Origin of the sequence: Maribellus mangrovi (assembly GCF_037646455.1) — a bacterium.
Taxonomy (GTDB): domain Bacteria; phylum Bacteroidota; class Bacteroidia; order Bacteroidales; family Prolixibacteraceae; genus Draconibacterium; species Draconibacterium mangrovi_A.
Genome location: NZ_JBBIXN010000008.1, coordinates 123,918 through 145,438 on the forward strand (window position 1 = coordinate 123,918; position 21,521 = coordinate 145,438).

Here is a 21,521-nt window from a genome sequence, read left to right on the forward strand (position 1 = left end):
AGGATTTCGGGTAGCCGCCCGCTCCCGAGTACTCAGTACCAGCTCGCCGTTAACTTCATTCATATCTTAAACTTTCTACAGGATTCTTAACTGCAGCTTTATAACTTTGAAACGAAACGGTCAAAAGCGCAATTCCCATGGCCAGCAACCCAGCCAGTGCAAATATCCACCAACTTAAAGTGGTTTTGTATACAAAATTCTCAAGCCATTTATTCATGGCGTAGTACGCAGTGGGTGTTGCAATTACAAAAGCAACTATAATCCATTTTAGAAAATCTTTATTGAGCATTCCCAGGATTTCCAACACATTCGCACCGTTCACTTTTCTGATCCCGATTTCCTTGGTTCGTTGCTGACTGATCAGCAGTGAAAGCCCCAGCAATCCCATTGAACAAATGAAAATTGATAAGAGTGTAAAAACTGATAGTAAGCGGGCCTGCAAAATCTCAGTTTTATAAACCTGCTTGTACATGGTACCCACATGTTCGTACGTGAAAGGGTAAGCGGGAAAAAACTTTGTCCAAACGGTTTGCATGTCCCCGATGGCTTCATCTTTCATGCCCGGGTGGTAAGCAACCACAAAATTGATCAGCCACAATTTTTCGCGTTTAAAAAATACCAACGGCCTTACCTTCTTTTTTATATTCGAGAGGTGAAAATCTTTAACAACACCCTTAATTATCCCTTTTGGAATGGTAATGCCCTGAACGGGAGAAATGAGCTGAAATTCTTTACCAACAATCAAATCCGGATCGGCGAATCGCAATTGATGCATTGCCGCTTCATTGATGATATATTCTCCTGAACCTTCATTATCTGCGTTATTCTCAGAAAAATTAGTACCACTTAAAAATGTCAGGTTAAAAAGCGAAGCAAATGAATAATCGCAGGGAAAAACACCCAATCTTTCCTGTGAATTTTCCTCTTGATCATATCCTTCCAGTTCAAAAGAGAACATGTCGTTGGCTTCTCCGCCGGGAGCTTCCATCATGGCCGACACCGATTCGATGGAATTGTATTTTAAAAGTTCAGTTTTGAAAACATCAAACTTTTGCTGAACACTGGCATGTACCGATTCGAAACAAACGATGTTGTCTTCCTGTACACCCAGCGAGCTTTTCATGGCAAAATTGGTCTGCTTCGTGATAATCAGAACAGCAACAATCAGTGCAATGGCAAAAGTGTATTGAAATATGATGATTCCTTTGTTTACTGAAATGCTGTTCGAGAAAAGTGGTTTTGAATTTCGTAGTGATGAAAATAACCGCCCAAAATTCTGTTTCAAGACAGGCTGCAAACCAGACAGAATACCCAACATGCTAAATTGGATTACAATCAGAATCACCGGGAACAGATTTCCACGCAGGAGATCGACTCCAAAATGATTTTGAATAACCGAATGCACAGGAATAGAAAACAGAAGAAACAACACAACAGACGCTGACACAATAAATAAACTCTCGGCAATAAAATACAGCAACCTGGTATGTTTTGACGCGCCCAGAATTTGATTCATTGTCATAAACTTAGCGCTAAAACCCGCCATTCCCAGGTTTAGGCTGGCATAATTACTCATTGAAATAAGCAGTAAGATCAGTGCTGCAATGGCCAACACATAAATGTTCGTCATGTTTCCGTTTGGCTCAATTTCGCGAAGCTTATCTGAATGCAAATGAATGTCGGTGATATTTTGCAAATGTGCCTCTGTCTTAATTTGATCCACCGGAGTATCGCTATTAGCTGCCAAAAATTCGGAATAGTGCGAAGTAATATAATCGGGACCTGCATTGGGAGCAAGCAAGAGGTAGGACCATGCCCAGCCCTGCATTTCACCCTGGGCTTTAGTAGCAATAAAATCGGGATGAAAATGACTGTTTTGTGGAAAGTCCTTCATCACACCTTTGACTGTATAATCGGTTTTATTGGCATAAAACTGCCCCGGCGGAATGGATATCACCTGACCTACCGGGTTTTCATTACCGAATATTTTTTGAGCAAACGATTCAGAAACAACCATCGAGGCCGGTGCCTCTAAAACAGTACTGCTGTTACCGATAAGCAGCGGAGCATCGAAAACACAATAGAAATTGCTGTCGCATTCAAAAGCTTCGTTTATGTCGTAATATTTTTCATCGTGCAAAACAACACCACCACGAACCGGAGCCAACCTGACAAACTCATCGATATCAGAAAAATAATCAGCGAGCAGTGGAATTTGTCCGGAATTGTGAAAACGGGCAAAATGACTGTTTCCCATAAACTCAGGATTCGAAATCGTGAAGCGATAAATCCTTTCTGAATTTTTATGGTAGGTATCGTAGCTTAATTCATTTTTCAGGAAAAGCGAAATAAATACTATACCGGTCAAAGCCAGTGCCAAGCCCAACACCTTAATTAAATTAAGAATAGGATGCTTTTTTAGGTTTCGTATGACAAAACGAATGATCATTGAATTCTATATTTTTATTCATATCTGAGTAGTGCTTCAACCCCGACGATTCTGTCGGGATTTCGTCACTCATATCTGAGTGACTCAACAGGATTTCGTGTAGCCGCCCGCCAACTCTGCCAGCTAACGGTAAGCAGTGCAATTCCCAAAGCCAACACTCCGGCCAGTGCAAAAATCCACCAGCTTAGTGTCGTTTTGTAAGCGAAGTTTTCCAGCCATTTATTCATGGCGTAATACACAATGGGTGTTGCAATTACAAATGCGATTACCACCCACTTTACAAAGTCTCTGTTCAGCATAGAAAGAATTTCCGAAACTTTGGCACCATTTACCTTGCGTATGCCAATCTCTTTTACCCGGTTTTCAACCATATTTAATACCAGACCTAATAAGCCGAGGCAACATAAAAACATGGCCAGGCCCGCAATTATGCTTATGGAGTCTGCCAGCCTTTGTTCCTTTTGGTACTGCTGTGCTATTAAATCGTCGTAAAACTGGTAATTAAAAGGATATTCAGGGAAAAACTCTTTCCATGAATTTTCGACGGAGGATAAAGTTTGAGGTATGTTGGCTCCATCTATCCGAAATGTTACATTTGAAATATAATCTCCAACGGGCCGAAACATAACTCCGCTTATTTCCTCGTGCATCGATTGACTATTAAAATCAGCCATCACTCCAACAATCCGGGTATTACCGATTTTTTCATTTAGCGGCTCATCGAAACCGCATTCTTTGGCAAGTTTCTCTGTTATAATGCAAACATCTTTGTCCGTCTCAAAAAATGATCTTCCCTCCACCAGATCCATATCCAAAACACTAAAGAAAGAAGCATCGCAATTAATGTCGTTGTATTTCACGTCGTGTCCGTTTACCTCCTGATCGCTGTATGAATGTATTCCCAGAGGTACCCCATCCGATAAACTCAATTTCAAGATATTCGGATTTTTCAATAACTCGCTGGCATAGGTTTTTATGGTCTGCGGATTTTTCACTGAATAATGAATGTCCTGCTTTATCAAATAAGTCGTATCAAACCCCGGATTTCTATTCTTCATGTAATCTATTTGCTTTAAAACCATGAGTACAGAAGCTATTAAAACAATAGCCGATGCAAACTGAAAAATGAGCAGGATTCTGGAAAAGGAACTGAGTCTTATTTTTCCGGCAATTTTACCCTGAAACAAGCTGATTGGGTTAATACTGGAAAACAACCATGCCGGATATAAACCGATAAGAAGAAAAAGAAGAACGATAACACCAAAAAACGGAATAAAATACGAGAGATCGGATAGAATTTCCAGTCTGATTTCGGAACCGATTAACTGATTAAAAGAAGGCAATAAACTAAGAGATAACATAAGTGCAATCCCAAAAGACAACATGAGTACCAGTCCTCCTGACAAGGCATATTGTTTGAACATATTGTTTCGTTGAGCCCCATTAACCTTAAGAATACTAACGGTTTTCGATTCCGCGTTAAGTTTCGACAAGCTCAGATTGATATAGTTTATTCCGGCAATAACTACAACGATTAGAGTAATCGATAGCAGAAGCCACAGCAGTGGTTTATTTAGGTGGCTGACACCGGCATCGCGATAAGTGTTATTGGGAAATATATCGGAAAGCGGCTGCATTTCGATGTTGGGAGTGAAACTATACCACGGAAAATCGTAGGTCGATTTTATCTGGGTAGCAACACTCGCCGTATCCGCATTTTTATTCAACAGCAAATAATAGCTGAAAAGTTTCACTTTAAACTTTCCGTTCTGATTCCAGAAATTACCGCCACTCCAGGGCAAATTTTCAGTATAAAGCGAAACGATTGCATCGGATTTGAAATGTGATTTCTGTTTCATATCTGCAACCACTCCCGAAACATAAGCGGTTGTAACCATATTAATGTTAACCGGCTTCCCAAGCGGATCTTCCTTCCCGAACAATTTTTCTGAAAGCGATTTTGTCAATACTATCTTATTGGGTGCATTTAAAAGGTACTGCTTTGAACCCGATAAAATGGCATAATCAAACAGGTCGAAAAAGGTTGAATCAGCAACAACAAGGTTATCTATTTTCTGTACGATATCATTAGAAGTTAACATCGATCCAAAAATGTTCAAACGGCAAGCTTTATCTATTCCCGTAAAACTGCTTAGCAAGGTGTTATAATATTGTTCGTCAAGTCTTACCTGATTTTTCGGCGTATTTACCAGCCTGTAAATCTGGTTATAATTACTTTGATATTTATCGGAGCTAATTTCATAGGCATAGTATGCCGAGCTAAGAACAACCAAGGTCAGACACACGGAAAGACTGATGACAGAAAAAATCAAAAATCGTTTTTGTCTTATAAGAACACGTACAACTAGTTTTAACAGGTTTTTCATAGTTAGTGAATTTACTTCTATTCGTACCGTAAGGCCTCAACAGGATTGCGAGTAGCTGCCCGCCAGCTTTGCCAGCCAACCGCCAGAAAAGCTATTAACAATGCAAAAGCAGCGCTGACCAGAAAATATAAAGGACTGATGGTAACGCGGTTAACAAAATGTTGTAACCACTGATGCATGGTAAAATAGCTGCCAACAAAAGCAATCGCAATCGCAATAAGAACCAGGATAAACGTTTCTTTTAACAACTCGCGAACAACCTGCGTTTCGGTACTTCCAATTACTTTTCGTATTCCGATCTCTTTTTTCCGTCGGTTTACATTCAGCACCGAAAGTGCCATTAAACCAATAAAACTGATGATGATCGCCAGTCCGGCACCGGTGGTAACCAGTTTTATCATACGCTCTTCGTTGGTATATTTATTGGCATAAACATCAGTCAATTGAAACTTGCTAACGATAAGTTCCGGCGAATAACTTTTAATCACCTCATCAATTTGTGCCAGCTGAACAGAAGTGGTTCCGGCTTGTGTTCGCACATAGAGGTTATTTACGTTGTTGGGTTTGTTTGTAATAACAAGAGGTTCGATAGGAGCCCCGGGATGATCGATGTAGTAAAAATCTTTTGCAATGGCGATTACTGTTAAGGGAACTTTGAACATTTGAACCAGGCTCCCAACTTTTACATCAGCTCCTAGCATTTTTGCAGCCGCTTCGTTAAGAATTACCGCATTCTTATCTGCTTCTGAATTATTAAAATAACGCCCATCAACAAGTTCCAGTTGCATGGTTTTGGCAAATCCGGGATGTACCCGATATTCATTTACGCTATTCAAATTTCCGGGATCGCCATATTTTTTTATTCCTTGTCCGCTTGAACCTTGCCCCATCCCATGATCAGAAAACGCAACATCTTCTACAAATGCCAGTTGCGACAATTCATCAGCAATAGACGCTGCACTTCGTCGCACCTCGTTATTCAGATTGGTAATCCCGATTACATTCTCAGGATTAAAACCAAGTGGCACTTCTTTCAAATGGTTCACCTGGGCAAAAACAATTACCAGCGCACTAATGAGAAAAACCGAAATGGAAAACTGCGAAATAACGGCAATTCGCGACAGTGTGCTTTTCCGTTTAACTTTACTTGATTTTCCTTTAAGCGCATTTACCAGGTTTAATTTCGACAAATAATAGCTCGGATAAGAACCGGAAACCAGTATTAAAACGGCGAGAATTCCCAACACCAATAATATTCCGGAAAAGGAAAACATGTCCGACAGCTCGATCTGGCTTTTCATTAATATAGCAAACGCGGGCTGAACAAGTGCTGTTAGTCCCAAAGCCAGCAAAAACGATAAAAGGCTGATCACAGATGTTTCGGTAAAAAACAAACGACTCAACGTGCTTTGTGTTGCTCCCAATGATTTTCGTGAAGCAATTTCGGCAATTCGTTTTTCGCCATGCAAAACATACAGATTGATGTAATTGACCATGGCAATAAGCAGTACCAAAAAGGCAATGCCTGCAATGATAAATATATGCGTTAAATTGGCTTTTGGCGAAAGATCGAAATCAACAACGGTATGCAGGTGCAGGTCTGCCAATAACTCTGTTCCACTTTCCACTGAAAGGTTAAATGTCTCACCCCACGATTTCATCAACTCGTTGTTTGCAACGGCTATTTTTTCGCCAACCGCAGCCAAATCGGTATTTTCATCAATTTTGAAATAGGTGTACAGTTCCAGTCCCCCCCAGTTTTCGGGATGAACCGTCTGCATCGACATCAGCAAATCGAAATTAAAGTGCGTGTTATTGGGTAAATCATTAATTACACCTGTCACTGTTGCCGGTTCCTCCGAAACATTCAAAACCCTGCCAACACAATCAACGGTATTGAATACTTTTAGTGCCGTTGACCGGGTAATTACCACGTTGTTTTCACCCACCAAAGCATCGTCGCTGTTTCCCTGAATCAGCTCCAGTCCGAAAACATCAAAGAAATCCTTGTCGGCAAACAATAGTTGCATATTGGGGAATTTTTGTTTCTCATATTCCGCTGTTGTTCCCCATCCTCTGTAAATTTGTGTGGCCGATAGTATTTCCGGAACTCTTGATGGAATTTCCGTGTACGCACTGCGTAAACAGATTCCCCAATTTGTAACATTGCCTTCTTCGGTAACTTTGTTGTAGAGTCTTAAAACATTGTTTTTTGTTTGGAAATGCTGGTCGTAACTTAACTCGTGTTTCAGGTAAACCGACAACAGCAATACTGCACTTAATCCAATGGCCAATCCGGGCAGGTTTACAAAAACCAATAAGGGATTCCGCCGAAACATTCTGAATATAAATCGTAAATTTTTCATGGCTTTTATTCTGTCAAGGGCAGAACGCAGAGAGCAGAGCGCTAATTTCACTCCCTGCTCTTGGCTCTTTGCACCATGCTCCTTTTATAGCAGGATCTCTCCCATTTCTTTTTTCACCTCTTCGGTAATGATCATACCGTCGAACAGGTTTACAACGCGGTGGGCAAATTCCGAGTCGTGCAGCGAGTGAGTTACCATTACAATGGTAGTGCCTTCGCGATTAAGTTCGGTAAGCAGGTTCATTACTTCCAAACCGTTTTTCGAGTCGAGGTTACCGGTTGGCTCATCGGCAAGAATCAGCTTTGGATTAGCAACTACTGCACGTGCAATAGCCACACGCTGCTGCTGACCACCTGAAAGTTGTTGCGGAAAGTGTTTGGCACGGTGCGCAATTTTCATCCGCTCCAGTACTTTTTCCACCATTTCTTTACGCTCGCGGGCTTTTAGTTTGAGGTAGATCAGCGGAAGTTCCACATTCTCGTAAACATTCAGCTCATCAATCAGGTTAAAGCTCTGAAACACAAAACCGATGTTCCCTTTGCGCAGCATGGTTCGGTTGCGTTCTTTTAGCTTTCCAACTTCTGCACCATCAAAATAATATTCACCACTGGTCGGATTATCCAGTAAGCCGATAATATTCAGCAAAGTAGATTTTCCACACCCCGAAGGTCCCATTATGGCAACAAATTCTCCCTTTTTTACATGCAGGTTCACCTTGTTCAACGCACTGGTTTCTATTTCTTCGGTGCGGAATACTTTTGTTAGATTTTCTGTCTTTATCATTATATCTTTATTTTTGTTGTTCTGTATATATTTTGTCATCTCGAAGGAGGAACGACTGAGAAATCTGGTTTTAAAAGATAGGGATTTATAATCCTTCGTCGTCGAAATGACAACCAACTTTTGCCTTTCTATTTTTTCCTTTTTACTTAAACACAATCTTATCGTTATCGCCGAACAAATCGTAGCTTGAAGTAATTACTTTCTCGCCCGGTGTTATACCTTCCAGCACTTCGTAATACTGTGGATTTTGTTTTCCGATACGGATACTGCGTTTTTCGGCTTCCGTTCCGTTATCGTTCAGCACATAAACCCACTGGCCACCTGTACTCTGAAAGAAACCACCTTTTGGAATTAACACCGCTTTTTCGGGTTGACCGAGCTGCAATTTTGTGTGGTAAGTTTGTCCCGTACGAATGTTATCCGGTTTTGGTCCTTCAAAGATCATGTCAATTTCAAACTGTCCTTCGCGCACTTCCGGATACACTTTTTTAACGGTGAGGTTGTAGTTTTCACCTCCGCGATCGAACGACGAATTTAATCCACGTCGCACGCGGTCGATGTAGTGCTCGTCGATAAGCGCGTTGATTTTAAAGTCGGTCAAAATATTCACCATTCCAATCCGCTGTCCACGGGCAATTGACTCCCCTATCTCAGCATTTAGTAATCCCAACTGACCATCTGCAGGCGCTTTGACATTCAGGTTATCCAAACGCAAGCGGGCCATTGCCAGGTTATCGCGCATATTTTCCAGACTTTCGTCCATGTTTTTCTTTTGGTTGGAACGAAAAATCGAATCCTGTTCAAACTTCAGGTAAGTCAACTCCTTTTCTTTTAGCGCCAGTTCGTAATCTTCTTTGGCTTGCAGGTATTCTTCGCGGGCAATCAGGTCATCATCGTACAAGGCTTCATATTGTTTGTACTTTCGTTCGGCCTGTGTTACTTTAAGATCGATCTCCAGCTTGGCGCGTTGATTACCGATCTGTTGTTGCTCAATAGCAATTTGTGTATTTCGAAGTTCGTTGGAATGGTAGGCCATATTCGACTCACTGTTCATGATGGTAGTGTTCAGATCGTTGTTTTTCAAGCGAAGAATTACGTCACCCTTTTTTACCATCTCACCTTCTTCAATGAAAATCTCTTCCACTTTTCCACCTTCTTCCACATCAAGGAAAATGGTGGTAATAGGCTCTACCTGGCCAATTACGGTAATGTAATCGTTAAACTCGCCGTCGGTTACGGTACTTATGGTCAGCTTGTCTTTCTCGGCCCGAAACACCGAACCACTGCTTCCCACAACCACTTTATACAACAAAAAGGCAAACGCTAATCCGCCAACAATCCAAATAATGTGCCTGGCTTTTAAGCCCTTTTTCTTTTCAATTTTTTTATCCATTCCCATATCTATGGTACTTTTAATATTTTTCGTTCTATTTCTGTTCTAATATTCTCTTCAAACTTGCTTAGTCACCGGTCATTCGTCTTTGGTTTTCTTCCTAATGACCAATGTCTAATGACTTTCTTCATTCTGCCTACTGAGACTGTAAACTTTCTTCCGTTTCCCAAAAGCGCTGTCCCCGGTAAAATTGCAGTACTTTCATTTTTATCTCCCACTGTGTGCGCGAGCGCAAAACCTGACTTTGAGTATTTGCCAAACGGTTTTTTGCAATGTAGTAATCGTTAATGTCGATCAGTCCCTGGTCGAATTTTTTTTCAGCGGCCCGAAAAGCCAGCTCGTCAACTTCGGTGCGCTTCACATACTGACTGTGTTCTTTGTACAAAGCTTCCAGTTCGGTAAGGTTATTCACCATTTCGAAAAACAGTTTTTGCCGCTCGTCGTCGAGATTATTTTGGGCACGTTCCAGTTCCAGTTTTGCCTTTTTTACTTCGGAACGATTACCCCACCGACTAAAAACCGGAATACTTAACGAAGCTCCCACGTACTGGTTCTTGTTGTTTTTCCACTGGTCGCCAAAAGCCACCGTATTTCCATCGGCATCGACATTGGTTTCGTAAAAACCGGTACTTATCGAGCCATTGGCATAAATCGACGGATAGAGTGCCGAGCGACTTAAGGCAAGTCCCTTTTCCGTAGCTTTCACATTGGCTTCAATCGACTGATAATATGGTGACCAACCGGTGTACTGCTCAAAAAGCTGTCGCGGTTGAGCAACTTGTTCGTTAATTACCACCGACGATTCATCCACCAGTTCCATTTCCTCAGCAGAAACAAGGTTCATCAACTGCTTTAGCCTTAAAGTTGCTGTTTCCAGGGTGTTTTCAATCTGAATTTTGTTGAGTTCTTCGCGCTCCAGGTTGGCTCGCATGTCCAGCAAGTCGGTTTTGGCTTTTAAACCAACTTCCACTTTCTTTTCTGTTGTTTTCAAACTTAGCTTTGAGGCTTCTACCTGCTCGTTGGCAATTCCGAGCATTCCTTTGAAATAAACCACATCAAAAAAGGCCACCATCACATTAAACGCCAAATCGTCGGTTGCATTTATCCGATTGTACTCCGAGGCCTGTTTTCTGAATTGCTGATATTTTATCTGGTTCTGAATACGGAACCCATTAAAAACAGCGATAGACGATGACAAACTGTATGAGTTATTAAAAAATTCCGTGTCCACATAATCATTCGTGTTGGGATCAATAGATCTACCAAAGCTCAATCCCGCACTCGTTGAAGCACTTATACCCGGCAACATATTGCGTTTGGCCTGCTGTGCGTCTTCCAGAGATAATTTTTCAAGAATCTCGTATTCCTTTAAATTAATGTTGTTTTCAATAGCATAAGAAATACATTGGCTCAGGCTCCATTTTTGTTGGGCCTGAATTGCATTTCCTATCATCAAATAAATAACTAACAAGAATAATATTTGTGTTTTCTTCATCATCGAATCGATTGTTTGCCTCAATCGTGCCAGAATAATGCCACAAACCTTTTGTCCTGATTTAGTGTGCCTTACAAATAACCCCTTATCAAAAACGTTAAAATTATTTACAGGAAATTGTAAAATATTTTTACATGATTAATTTTATTCAAACCTGAGAGTCTCTATAGGATTTCTGTTTGCTGCCTTCCAGGTTTTCCAGCCTGTTGTAGCAATTGCAACTAAGATTGCGAGTAAAAGGGACCCAGCAAAAATCCACCAGCTTAATTTTGTTTTGTACGGATAATTGATAAGCCATCTTGAGGCCAGATACCAGGCAACAGGAAGTGCAATCAGGCCCGACCATAAAATTATCTTCCCGAAATAATTTTGAATCAATGCCATGATATCCCAAACTGAAGCGCCATTTGCCTTTCTCAAACCAATTTCCCGCACCCTGCGGTGGATGGCATTGGCGGAAATACCATACATTCCAAGGGCAGCAATCAATACAGATAAAAGGGAGAACCATATAAACATTTCGCTCAGCTTTTCTTCGCTTTCGTATTGCTTGTTGTATAAGTCGGACAAATAGATTTCTTCCGGCACCCAATCCATATCAAAGACCTCTTTTGAAATTTTAGACAGATGGGCCTTTACTTCTTTGATACTACCCGGTATAAACCTGATAAGCAAATTATATCCTCCTTCGGGCCAATTCGTAATTATGGTTGGTGGTATGGGAAGTTTTAATGAGGAGAAATGAGAATCCCTGGCAATCCCAATAATTTCGACCTTCCTGTTGTTAACTGTTCCTATTGTCCCAACCGGATTTTTCAATCCATAAGCCTTAACAGCCGCTTCGTTTAATATTACCCGCAACGTTTGGTTGCCCGTAGATTGGTCTGCTTTATTCCCGGGAATAAATCCACGTCCTTCCACAATTGGTATTTCCAATAAGTCGAAAAGTTCCGGATAGCAATAAATCCCATAGGTTTCAACGGTCTTACCTTCAAAGTTGTACGTAACAAAGCCGGGCTGAAAATTAATTCCGGGAACAGTCATGGTATAAGAAACATTGGTAATAGCCGGGCACTCCAGCAAACGTTCTCTCCATGTATCCATTTTTTCTTTTTGTGAAAGAAGATAAGGATTATTATACTTAAGAACATTTGAGAGATTCATTCCGGTATCGCTGTTTTTCATATAGTTTGTTTGCTTAGCTACAAGAAGTGTTATGGAAAGCACAATTATGGTAATGCTATATTGCAAAACGAGCAACACTTTACTTGTAAAGTTCCCCCTTTTCGAAGTATATAATGCGAGATTTCTTAAAACAGCAACCGGTCTGCATGCCGATAATAACCAGGAAGGAACAATCCCTGTAAAGATAATCAGCAAAAGGAGACACCCGGCAATGGTAATCAGGTTATATAACGATAAAAGTTCCCTGAAATACAGTTGTGTGCCAATCAGGTTGTTGTAATATGGGAGAGCAATATAAACCAATGCAAGCGACAAGGACAGAACAAAAAGGCAGATGAGCGCAACCTCTCCTGTAAACTGGATAAAAATATGTTTCCTGTCGGAACCGGCAATTTTGCGGATTCCCGTTTCTTTTGTACGGAAAAATGTCCGCGTGGCATTCAGATTGATGAAGTTAATACCGGCAAGTAGTAATATTAAAATAGCAACTCCAATTAATCCTGCCATTAAACGGAAATTTCCATGCAACACATAACTAAATTCCTTTTCTGTCTTTCCGAAGAAATAGATGTTCTTTAAAGGCCTTAGGCGGTATTCACTCTGACTGTTATCAATATCCGGCCATGCTTTCCTAAACAGTTCATTACAATGAGCAGTGGCTTTCAGGCCAACATCCCGCGGGCTTACATTTTGGGATAGTAAAACATAAGTAGGATGAAAGAATGCACTCCAGGTATCCCACTCAATACTGGAATTCTTATAATGCTGCTTTAATGAACTAATAGGTATTACTGTTTGGAAAGGGATATGGAAATTATTCACATCTTTTATAACTCCGGTTACAGTCAGAGTCATATTATTCTGATTGGTAACCTGTTTCCCAATGGGGTACTCGTTATTAAACAGTTTTTTTGAAACAGATTCCTGCAACACTATTGATTGAGGGTCGAGCAATGCGGTTTTTGGATTGCCATAGATAAACTGAAATGGAAATACTTCAAAAAATGTACTATCAGCAAAGAAGAGGTGTTTATGCGTTACTTCTATTATCTCATCAGGATCCTGTCCTTTTTGATAAGACAATTTTCCCTGATATCCCATGTATTTTACTCTTACTGCTTTTTCAATCCCTACAATTTCGCGTTGCAGAATTGGCCCCAAAGCAAGAGCGTGTTCAGTCCAGCCACTGTATTCAGGCGAATAAAACTCAACCCTATACACGCGGTTTTCATGTCCACCGAACTTATCGAAGCTAAGTTGGTTATTTACCCAGAGAGAAATTAACAGAAATACTGTTAGACCGACTGCCAGTCCAAATATCTGAATATAAGTAACTACCTGATTTTTTGCGAAGTGGCGCCAGGCAATTTTAATAAAATTCCAAAACATGATCGAAAAAATTAAGGTTAGCAAATAAGGCAATGCCTGCAAATTCAGCCAGAAGAATAACTTCTGTTCTGTTATTCAAGTCTTAATTTCTCCGGTTTTATCTTCTCAAAAGGATTTCATATTAATACATACCAAACAGCAAGAAATACATTGTTTTGCATCTCCTGCCGTTGTAAGCTCTAATATAAACTATGTTTACGCATTATTTTATTTTCTGTTTATCGTAGCTGTTTTATTTCCAGTAACTTTCGTCAACCATCCAGTTTTCAATCTCAAGGACTTCTTCTTTATCGATAAGCATATAACTTTTTACAAAAAATTCCTCGTCAACCATCCAGTTTTCAATTTCCAGTTTTTCTTCATGTTCAACTTCCAAAAAATCGATGTAGCAATTGAAATAACTTTCATTTGTCATCCAATTTTCCACCTCCATTGGAGCTTCAGTCTCTTCCACTAAATATTCACTTATGTTACCCGCAACACTATTTGAATTAATTTCAGTTGCTACTGCCACATTAATTGCCAGTAAACTTTGGCTGTGATTGATTTTGGGTTGTGACCAAAGTCCCTGTCCATTTAATGAAGTGCACACCATAATCAAAGCGAAAAGAACAGTGATTCTTTTCATTAGCATGTTTTCTTGTTGCCTTTTTCTCAAATTGTTTTCTTTTGTTTTCATGACTTACTCCTCCATTCATTTTTCTTTCTTTTTTCTGTTCATTCCAGATTTTACCAAACCAATGCCAAAAAACACAAAGCACTGAATAACAAACTAATAACAATACCACACCTCAAACCTACGTAAAAAAACTTAACAACAACCTGTCAATTATTTTTACACAACATTGATTTTAAAACACACTCTCCGTAATTTTGGGTAAAAAAGATGGTCAAGGGAAACATTCTAATCGTCGACGACAACAAAAGCATCATCAGCACCCTGGAAATTTTGCTGGGGCAGGAATTCGATGCAGTTAAAGGAATTACCAATCCGAATCTCATCCCCAATGAACTCCGGACCGGCAACTACAATGTTGTTATTCTCGACATGAATTTTCAGGCCGGAATAAACACTGGAAACGAAGGCTTATACTGGCTCGAACAGATAAAAAAGAGTTATCCTGATATCTCGGTGGTGCTGATTACCGCCTACAGTGAAGTGGAACTGGCGGTAAAAGCCCTGAAACAGGGAGCTACTGATTTTGTGCCCAAACCGTGGGACAACAATAAACTGCTGGCAACCATTAAAGCGGCTGTCCAACTCAATTTCTCGAAAACAGAAGTTGGTAAACTCAGGCAAAAAGAAGCCGGATTAAAACAGGAACTCAACCGCGATCAGAAGTTTATAATTGGCTCGTCGCCACAACTTACGCAGGTGATGAACATGGTGCGAAAGGTGGCAAAAACCAATGCTAACATTCTGATTACTGGCGAAAACGGCACCGGGAAAGAACTGATCGCCCGAGAAATTCACCGCCTTTCGCAACGCCGAAATGAGGTTATGGTAAGTGTTGACATGGGCGCCATTAGCGAAACACTTTTCGAGAGCGAACTATTTGGTCACGTAAAAGGCGCCTTTACCGACGCCCGTGAAAACCGCGCCGGCAAATTTGAAACGGCACACAAGGGAACACTGTTTCTCGACGAAATTGGGAACCTATCGTTTCATTTGCAGGCCAAATTACTGGCCGCCATTCAAAACCATGAGTTTATGCGGCTGGGATCCGACAAACCAATTCCGGTTGATATCCGGCTGGTTTGCGCCACCAATAAAAAACTGGAAAATATGGTAGCCGAAGGATTGTTCCGCGAAGACTTGTTGTATCGCATCAACACCATTCAAATAGAAGTCCCGCCATTACGTCAAAGAGGCGACGACATTATTGTTCTGGCCGATTTCTTTCTGAAGAAATTTGCTGCTAAATACGAAAAACACGGATTAAAGATCAATCAACCGGCACAGGAAAAACTGCTGAAATACAATTGGCCCGGCAACATTCGCGAACTGCAGCATACCATCGAAAAGGCCGTGATCTTAAGTGATTCGATGGTGCTAAAACCTGAAGATTTTTTCTTTAAACAAGTATTCGCATCAAAGTTTGAAGATGAACTGCTGACCATTGAAGAAATGGAAAAACGAATGATCGTATCGGCCATTGATAAAAATGCAGGAAACATGAGTCTGGCTGCCGAAAAGCTCGGAATTACACGCCAAACATTGTATAATAAAATAAAAAAATACGGGCTATGATCAGTAAGAATCTATACGTCAAAATCCTTGTCAGAGTGTTGCTTATGCTGGCCGGCGCCCTCTTTTTAGGTTGGCTGATCTTCGACCAGCAAGCTTATGTTTTAGCCATCATCCCCTTCCTTTTTATTTTAGGAGTTACCATTAACCTCATCTATTTTCTGAACCACATCAACCGCCGGATATTTTACTTTTTCGATGCCATAAGAAACGAAGATTCAACGCTTCGATTCCCGAATAATGTCAGCAACAAGGTTATTAATGACCTCAACCAAAGTCTACAGAAAGTAAACTCACAAATACAACAAATTTACCTGGAGAACCAGAAGCAGGAACAGTATTTTCAGGCGCTTCTGGAACACGCTGCCACGGGCATGTTCACCTTTAACAGAAAAGGTTTTATTTTGCATTCGAATAAGCTGGCGAAACAACTTTTCGAGGTGGATGTTCTTACCCATATCAACCAGTTGGAGCGGATCGATCCTAAACTTTTTCAAACGATAAAAGAAATACAGCCTACAGAGCAACGCCTGATCACACTGCATTTAAAAAGCGGAATTTTTCAGCTGCTCATCAAGTCGAATTCATTTATTTCGGAGAAGGATGAGTTGATGCTGATTTCGGTTCACGACATTAAAAACCAGCTGGATGAAAAAGAGCTGGAATCGTGGCGTAAACTGATACGTGTTATGATGCACGAGATCATGAACTCCATCACTCCGGTTACCTCGTTGTCGGAAAGTCTGGCCGGATATTTTTATAAAGATGGTGCAATGGTTTCGCCGGAAGACATTAATACAAAAACGATTGAGACAACTATTCGCGGGTTGGAAGTGATTCGCGAACAAGGCAAGGGGCTGATCAATTTTGTAGAGTCGTATCGGAAGATCACACGACTTCCGGCTCCTGAAAAGAAAGTCTTTCAGGTGAGTAACCTAATCGATCATATTCGGATTTTATCCTCTTCGTTTGAAAATGCCGGTCATGTTGAATTATCGTGTAACGTTGAGCCTGCTGAACTGGAATTGCATGCCGATGAAAAGCAAATTTCTCAGGTGTTGATCAACCTGGTAAAAAATGCATATCAGGCCAACGAAGACAATGAAAATGCAAAAATTACGATCAAAGCAACTGTTAATGCAGCAGGACACCCAACCATTTCAGTCTCTGACAATGGACCGGGAATTTCAGATGAGCTGATGGACAAAATCTTTGTTCCCTTTTTCACCACGAAAGAAAATGGTTCGGGGATCGGGCTCAGCATTTCCAGGCAAATCATGCAGTTGCATGGCGGCAGCCTGAAAATGAGTTCCGTTTCAGGAAAATACACTGAAGCAGTTCTGGTTTTTTAGACATGCTATCTGAAAGACCTATTGAAGGATAATACTAGAAACAAAAAAGGCCGACTTTCGTCGACCTTTTCCGTGGGGAGTACTGGATTCGAACCAGTGACCCCCTGGGTGTAAACCAGGTGCTCTGAACCAACTGAGCTAACCCCCCCAATCTTGTTTTTGTTTCTGAACGTGCCTCCTTTTTCAGAAAGGCGCTGCAAATATATAAGCTATTTTTAGTTCTGCAAAAAATAAATAAAAAAAATCATCATAAAATTTCGGCCACTACAAATGTGCTTCCACCCACAAAAATCAAGTCGTGAAATCCGGCATTTTCTTTGGCTTTTTTGAGTCCTTCATTAACAGAATTATAACACTCCCCTTTCAATCCATGCAAGTTTGCCTGATGTTGAAGTTCATTTTCATCCATGCCCCTTTCAATATCTGCGCGAACAAAATAATATTCAGCTTCTCTTGGCAACAAGGCCAGCAATTTATCCGCATTTTTATCGCTAACCGTACCAAAAACAATGTGTAACTTTTTATGCGCCGTAGTTCTAATCTGGCCGACAATTGACCGCATGCCATCTTCGTTGTGGCCGGTATCGCATACAACCAGCGGATTATTACCTATCACTTGCCAGCGTCCCAGTAAACCTGTCAGTCCAACTACTTCCTTCAGTCCAATTCTGATGGCCTGCTCAGAAATGTCAAATCCTATTTCACGCAAAACATCTGCCGACTTTAGAACAGCCGGGATGTTCGCATGCTGGTAAACTCCCAGCAAATCTAATTTCAGACCGGGCAAAACAGCCTTCTCATTCTGCTGCACGTGCAGAATTTGTTTCCCATCCAGACCCTTAGTAGCATAAGTCACCTTGTACTCGTGATCCGCAAAATGTATGGGCGCATTTTCCTCCCTAGCCTTGTGCATGAAAACCGGAGTTGTTTCTTTTTGACTGGTTCCGATAACCGCCGGAACATTTGGCTTAATAATTCCGGCCTTTTCACCTGCAATTATTTCCAAAGTGTTGCCAAGTAGGTTTGTATGATCGAGACCAATGTTTGTAATGATACTGACTTCCGGAGTAACAATATTGGTCGAATCCAGACGGCCACCGAGTCCCACTTCCATAATTGCCACATCCACTTCCTGGCGGGCAAAATAATCGAATGCCAAAGCGACCGTCAACTCAAAAAATGAGGGTTCAATTTTCCACAATTCATTGTTAATTCGATACTGTTCAATCCACTCAACCACATCGTGTTCCGCGATCATTTCGCCATTAATTTTAATGCGTTCGCGGAAATCCTTCAGATGTGGAGAAGTATACAATCCTACTTTGTACCCGGCACTTTGCAAAATGGCAGCCAGCATGTGTGAAACCGATCCCTTCCCATTGGTGCCCGCCACATGAATAGTCCTGTATTTTTTATGTGGATGACCGTACAATTCACCCAGCTTCAGCGTGTTATCCAAATTGTTTTTGTAAGCCGCCGGACCACTGCGTTGAAACATGGGTAAACGCGTAAACAAATATTTTAAAGTATCGCTATAGTTCACGTAAAAAAATTATTTATTAACGATTGCAAGTTTATTAATTTTTGAGCTTCTAATCTCATATTCTCGCCGATTAATCTATATTTAAAAAATTCAATTTTTATATGCTAAGTAAGACAAAAAAGAGTAAAATTTTCGTTCTTGACACCAACGTAATTTTACACGATTACACTTGTATTTACCAGTTCCAGGATAACGATGTTATTCTTCCAATTACAGTACTCGAGGAGCTGGACAAATTTAAACGAGGAAACGATCTTATCAACTTTCAGGCACGCGAATTTACCCGTCTGCTCGATGAAATTGTTGGGGATGAACTTTTTAACGGTGGAAAAACACTTGGGCAGGGAAAAGGAAAACTCAGGATTGAAACCGGCAAACCTTTTTCTGATGAATTGAAAGCTTCTTTCAAGGAAGACATTCCCGACCACCGTATACTTTCTATTGCCGATTACATAGCAAAATCGTATCCCAGACGCAAAACGGTTCTTATAAGTAAGGACATCAACCTGCGCATGAAAGCCAAATCGCTGGGCATTCAGTCGGAGGATTACAAAACCGACCAGGTGACCGACGAACACATTCTGGATAAAACGGTAACTACCTTCGAAAACTTCAACGACACGCTGATTGACACCCTTTACAGCCAGGGATCGTTTGCTGCGAAAGATCTGGGAAAAGATTTTATTCCTGAAGCTAACGAGTGTTATATTTTCAGGGGAAATTCTTCGAGTGCGTTGGCACGTTTCGATCCGAAATCGGAACGCATTTACCGGGTGGAAAAGAAGTCGGCGTACGGGATAAAACCACGAAATGCGGAGCAAACATTTAGTTTGAATATGCTGATGGATCCGGAGGTGCGCTTAATGGCACTTACCGGTAAAGCAGGAACCGGAAAAACATTGCTGGCTCTTGCTGCAGCTATCGAGCAACACCGACAATACGAGCAAATTTTACTAGCCCGTCCGATCGTGGCACTAAGTAACCGCGACCTGGGTTATTTGCCCGGCGATGCCGACGAAAAGATAAATCCTTATATGCAACCCTTATTCGATAACCTGTCGGTAATAAAGCATACGTTTAATCCGCGCAGCAACGAATACCAGCTCATCGAGGAAATGGTGAAGGAGGAGCGTCTGAACATTACTCCCCTTGCCTATATCCGCGGCCGGAGTTTGTCAAATGCCTTTTTTATCATCGACGAGGCACAAAACCTGACGCCTCACGAAATAAAAACGATTATTACCCGTGCCGGCGAAGGAACAAAAATGGTATTTACCGGCGATTTGCAACAAATCGATTCGCCGTACCTCGATATGAAATCGAACGGGTTGGCCTACATGACCGACCGCATGCGCAACCAGGAATTGTTTGCACACATCAATCTGGTAAAAGGCGAACGTAGTTATTTAGCAGAACTGGCCAGCAATTTATTGTAAGAATGTTCGTCATGCTGAATTTATTTCAGCGTCTTCTGAGAAAGATTCCGAAACATCCCGATAATTATCGGGACAGAATGACGATCGAAAAGAATAATCAGTTCAAAAAGAAGTATTTGCATTAAGCAGCTTTTTTCTAACTTTGCAGCCTATTTAGAAAGATTACAGATTAGAGATGGATTACAAAGGGAAGAAAGCTGCTTTTTATACACTGGGTTGTAAACTCAATTTCTCGGAAACGTCGAGTATTGCGGCCTCATTTAAGGAGGTTGGTTTTGATCGTGTTGATTTTGAAGAGAATGCTGACGTGTATGTGATCAACACCTGTTCGGTAACCAACCAGGGCGACAAAGCCAGCCGAAATATCATTCGTAAGGCAGTTCGTCAGAATCCAAATGCAATGGTGATTGTTGTTGGATGCTACTCGCAGCTTAAACCCGAAGAAGTTGGTCATATTGAAGGAGTTGACCTGGTTTTGGGTACGCAGGAAAAATTTCACATTCCGGCGTACCTGAACGATTTACACAAAAACAGCACTACCCAAATCCAAACCACCCGTCTGGCAAATATTAAAAGCTACCACAAAGCATTTTCGTGGGGCGACAGAACCCGCAGTTTCCTGAAGATTCAGGATGGCTGCGATTATTACTGTTCGTTTTGCACCATTCCGTATGCACGCGGAAAAAGCCGAAACGACAGTATTATTAACACGGTTGCCGAAGCGAAAAAAGCAGTCGACAAAGGTTTTAAGGAAATCATCATGACTGGCGTAAATATTGGAGACTTTGGAAAATCGACCGGAGAAAATTTCCTCGATCTGCTTAAAGGACTAGAGCAGGTTGAAGGATTGGAAAGACTTCGGCTGGGATCCATCGAGCCTAATCTTTTAAAAGACGAGATCATCGAACTGGTGGCCGACTCCAAAGTAATTATGCCGCATTTCCACATGCCGCTTCAGTCGGGCTCCGATGAAATTCTGTCGCTGATGAAACGTAAATACTCCACCGATTTGTATCGCAAACGCGTAGAACGGATCCGTGAAATTGTACCATATGCCTTTATTGGTGTCGATGTAATTGCAGGAACAAATGGCGAAACCGAAGACTATTTTCAGGAATCGTACGATTTCCTAAATGAACTGGAAATTTCTCAACTTCATGCCTTTACATATTCTGAAAGAAGCGGTACACAGGCACTTAAAATCCCATGGAAAGTGGATGTAGAAGACCGTAAGCGGCGCACCCAAATGTACATCAACTTATCGGAGAAAAAACTACGCGCTTTCTACGAAAAAAATCTTGGCAGCGAGCAAAGCGTTTTATTCGAGGAACAGCAGAAAAAGGACAAAATGATGGGATTCACTGAAAACTACATCAAAGTGGAAGTTCCTTATTCCGAATCGCTGGTCAATCAATTGGGCACAGTAAAATTAAAATCAATTTTACCCAATGGTCATGTTGCTGTTGAAATGACCGCCTAAATTTTCCGTACTTTT

General features: G+C 41.2%; 13 protein-coding genes and 1 tRNA gene. 4 read left to right on the forward strand and 10 right to left on the reverse strand.

All coding sequences use genetic code 11. The features are described from left to right. Positions 1–55: 55 nt before the first annotated feature. From WFY05_RS21160 to WFY05_RS21195, 8 genes are all read right to left on the reverse strand, one after another. A complete protein-coding gene (locus WFY05_RS21160) occupies positions 56–2,449 on the reverse strand; it encodes an ABC transporter permease (RefSeq protein WP_340114935.1) in 2,394 nt (797 codons plus the stop codon). 65 nt (positions 2,450–2,514) lie between these two features. Then, positions 2,515–4,836 (reverse strand): ABC transporter permease, encoded by a 2,322-nt coding sequence (locus WFY05_RS21165; protein WP_340114936.1) that lies wholly within the window; start codon positions 4,834–4,836, stop codon positions 2,515–2,517. A gap of 17 nt (positions 4,837–4,853) precedes the next feature. Continuing rightward, entirely contained in the window at positions 4,854–7,202 is a 2,349-nt protein-coding gene (locus WFY05_RS21170; RefSeq protein WP_340114937.1) for an FtsX-like permease family protein, read from the reverse strand. A gap of 84 nt (positions 7,203–7,286) precedes the next feature. Further along, positions 7,287–7,985, reverse strand: a complete 699-nt coding sequence (locus WFY05_RS21175) for an ABC transporter ATP-binding protein (RefSeq protein WP_340114938.1) — start codon at positions 7,983–7,985, stop codon at positions 7,287–7,289. Positions 7,986–8,127: 142 nt separating this feature from the next. Continuing rightward, on the reverse strand, positions 8,128–9,378 hold the full coding sequence (locus WFY05_RS21180; protein ID WP_340114939.1) for an efflux RND transporter periplasmic adaptor subunit: 1,251 nt from the start codon (positions 9,376–9,378) through the stop codon (positions 8,128–8,130). 136 nt (positions 9,379–9,514) lie between these two features. Then, entirely contained in the window at positions 9,515–10,876 is a 1,362-nt protein-coding gene (locus WFY05_RS21185) for a TolC family protein (protein WP_340114940.1), read from the reverse strand. A gap of 141 nt (positions 10,877–11,017) precedes the next feature. After that, complete coding sequence (locus tag WFY05_RS21190; protein WP_340114941.1) at positions 11,018–13,447, reverse strand: ABC transporter permease; 2,430 nt, start codon at positions 13,445–13,447, stop codon at positions 11,018–11,020. A 232-nt stretch (positions 13,448–13,679) separates the two neighbouring features. After that, the gene (locus WFY05_RS21195) at positions 13,680–14,075 is read right to left on the reverse strand and encodes a hypothetical protein (protein ID WP_340114942.1); all 396 of its coding nucleotides are present in this window, start codon (positions 14,073–14,075) and stop codon (positions 13,680–13,682) included. Between the two features lie 258 nt (positions 14,076–14,333). Here WFY05_RS21195 and WFY05_RS21200 point away from each other — a divergent pair, with 258 nt between their 5' ends. Next, positions 14,334–15,698, forward strand: coding sequence for a sigma-54-dependent transcriptional regulator (locus WFY05_RS21200; RefSeq protein ID WP_340114943.1), 1,365 nt, complete (start codon positions 14,334–14,336; stop codon positions 15,696–15,698). Continuing rightward, entirely contained in the window at positions 15,695–17,047 is a 1,353-nt protein-coding gene (locus tag WFY05_RS21205) for a sensor histidine kinase (protein ID WP_340114944.1), read from the forward strand. The genes WFY05_RS21200 and WFY05_RS21205 overlap by 4 nt, the downstream gene beginning before the upstream one ends. A 73-nt stretch (positions 17,048–17,120) precedes the next feature. Here the strand turns inward: WFY05_RS21205 and WFY05_RS21210 are convergent. Beyond that, positions 17,121–17,195 (reverse strand) — tRNA-Val (locus WFY05_RS21210). A 99-nt stretch (positions 17,196–17,294) separates the two neighbouring features. Next, on the reverse strand, positions 17,295–18,590 hold the full coding sequence (locus tag WFY05_RS21215) for a bifunctional folylpolyglutamate synthase/dihydrofolate synthase (RefSeq protein ID WP_340114945.1): 1,296 nt from the start codon (positions 18,588–18,590) through the stop codon (positions 17,295–17,297). A 101-nt stretch (positions 18,591–18,691) separates the two neighbouring features. Here WFY05_RS21215 and WFY05_RS21220 point away from each other — a divergent pair, with 101 nt between their 5' ends. Both WFY05_RS21220 and mtaB read left to right on the forward strand, forming a co-directional pair. Beyond that, positions 18,692–20,026 carry a PhoH family protein gene (locus tag WFY05_RS21220; protein ID WP_340114946.1) on the forward strand — a complete coding sequence of 445 codons (1,335 nt, stop codon included), beginning with the start codon at positions 18,692–18,694 and terminating at the stop codon, positions 20,024–20,026. 175 nt (positions 20,027–20,201) lie between these two features. Beyond that, on the forward strand, positions 20,202–21,506 hold the full coding sequence (gene mtaB, locus WFY05_RS21225; RefSeq protein ID WP_340114947.1) for a tRNA (N(6)-L-threonylcarbamoyladenosine(37)-C(2))-methylthiotransferase MtaB: 1,305 nt from the start codon (positions 20,202–20,204) through the stop codon (positions 21,504–21,506). The last annotated feature ends 15 nt before the right edge of the window (positions 21,507–21,521 follow it).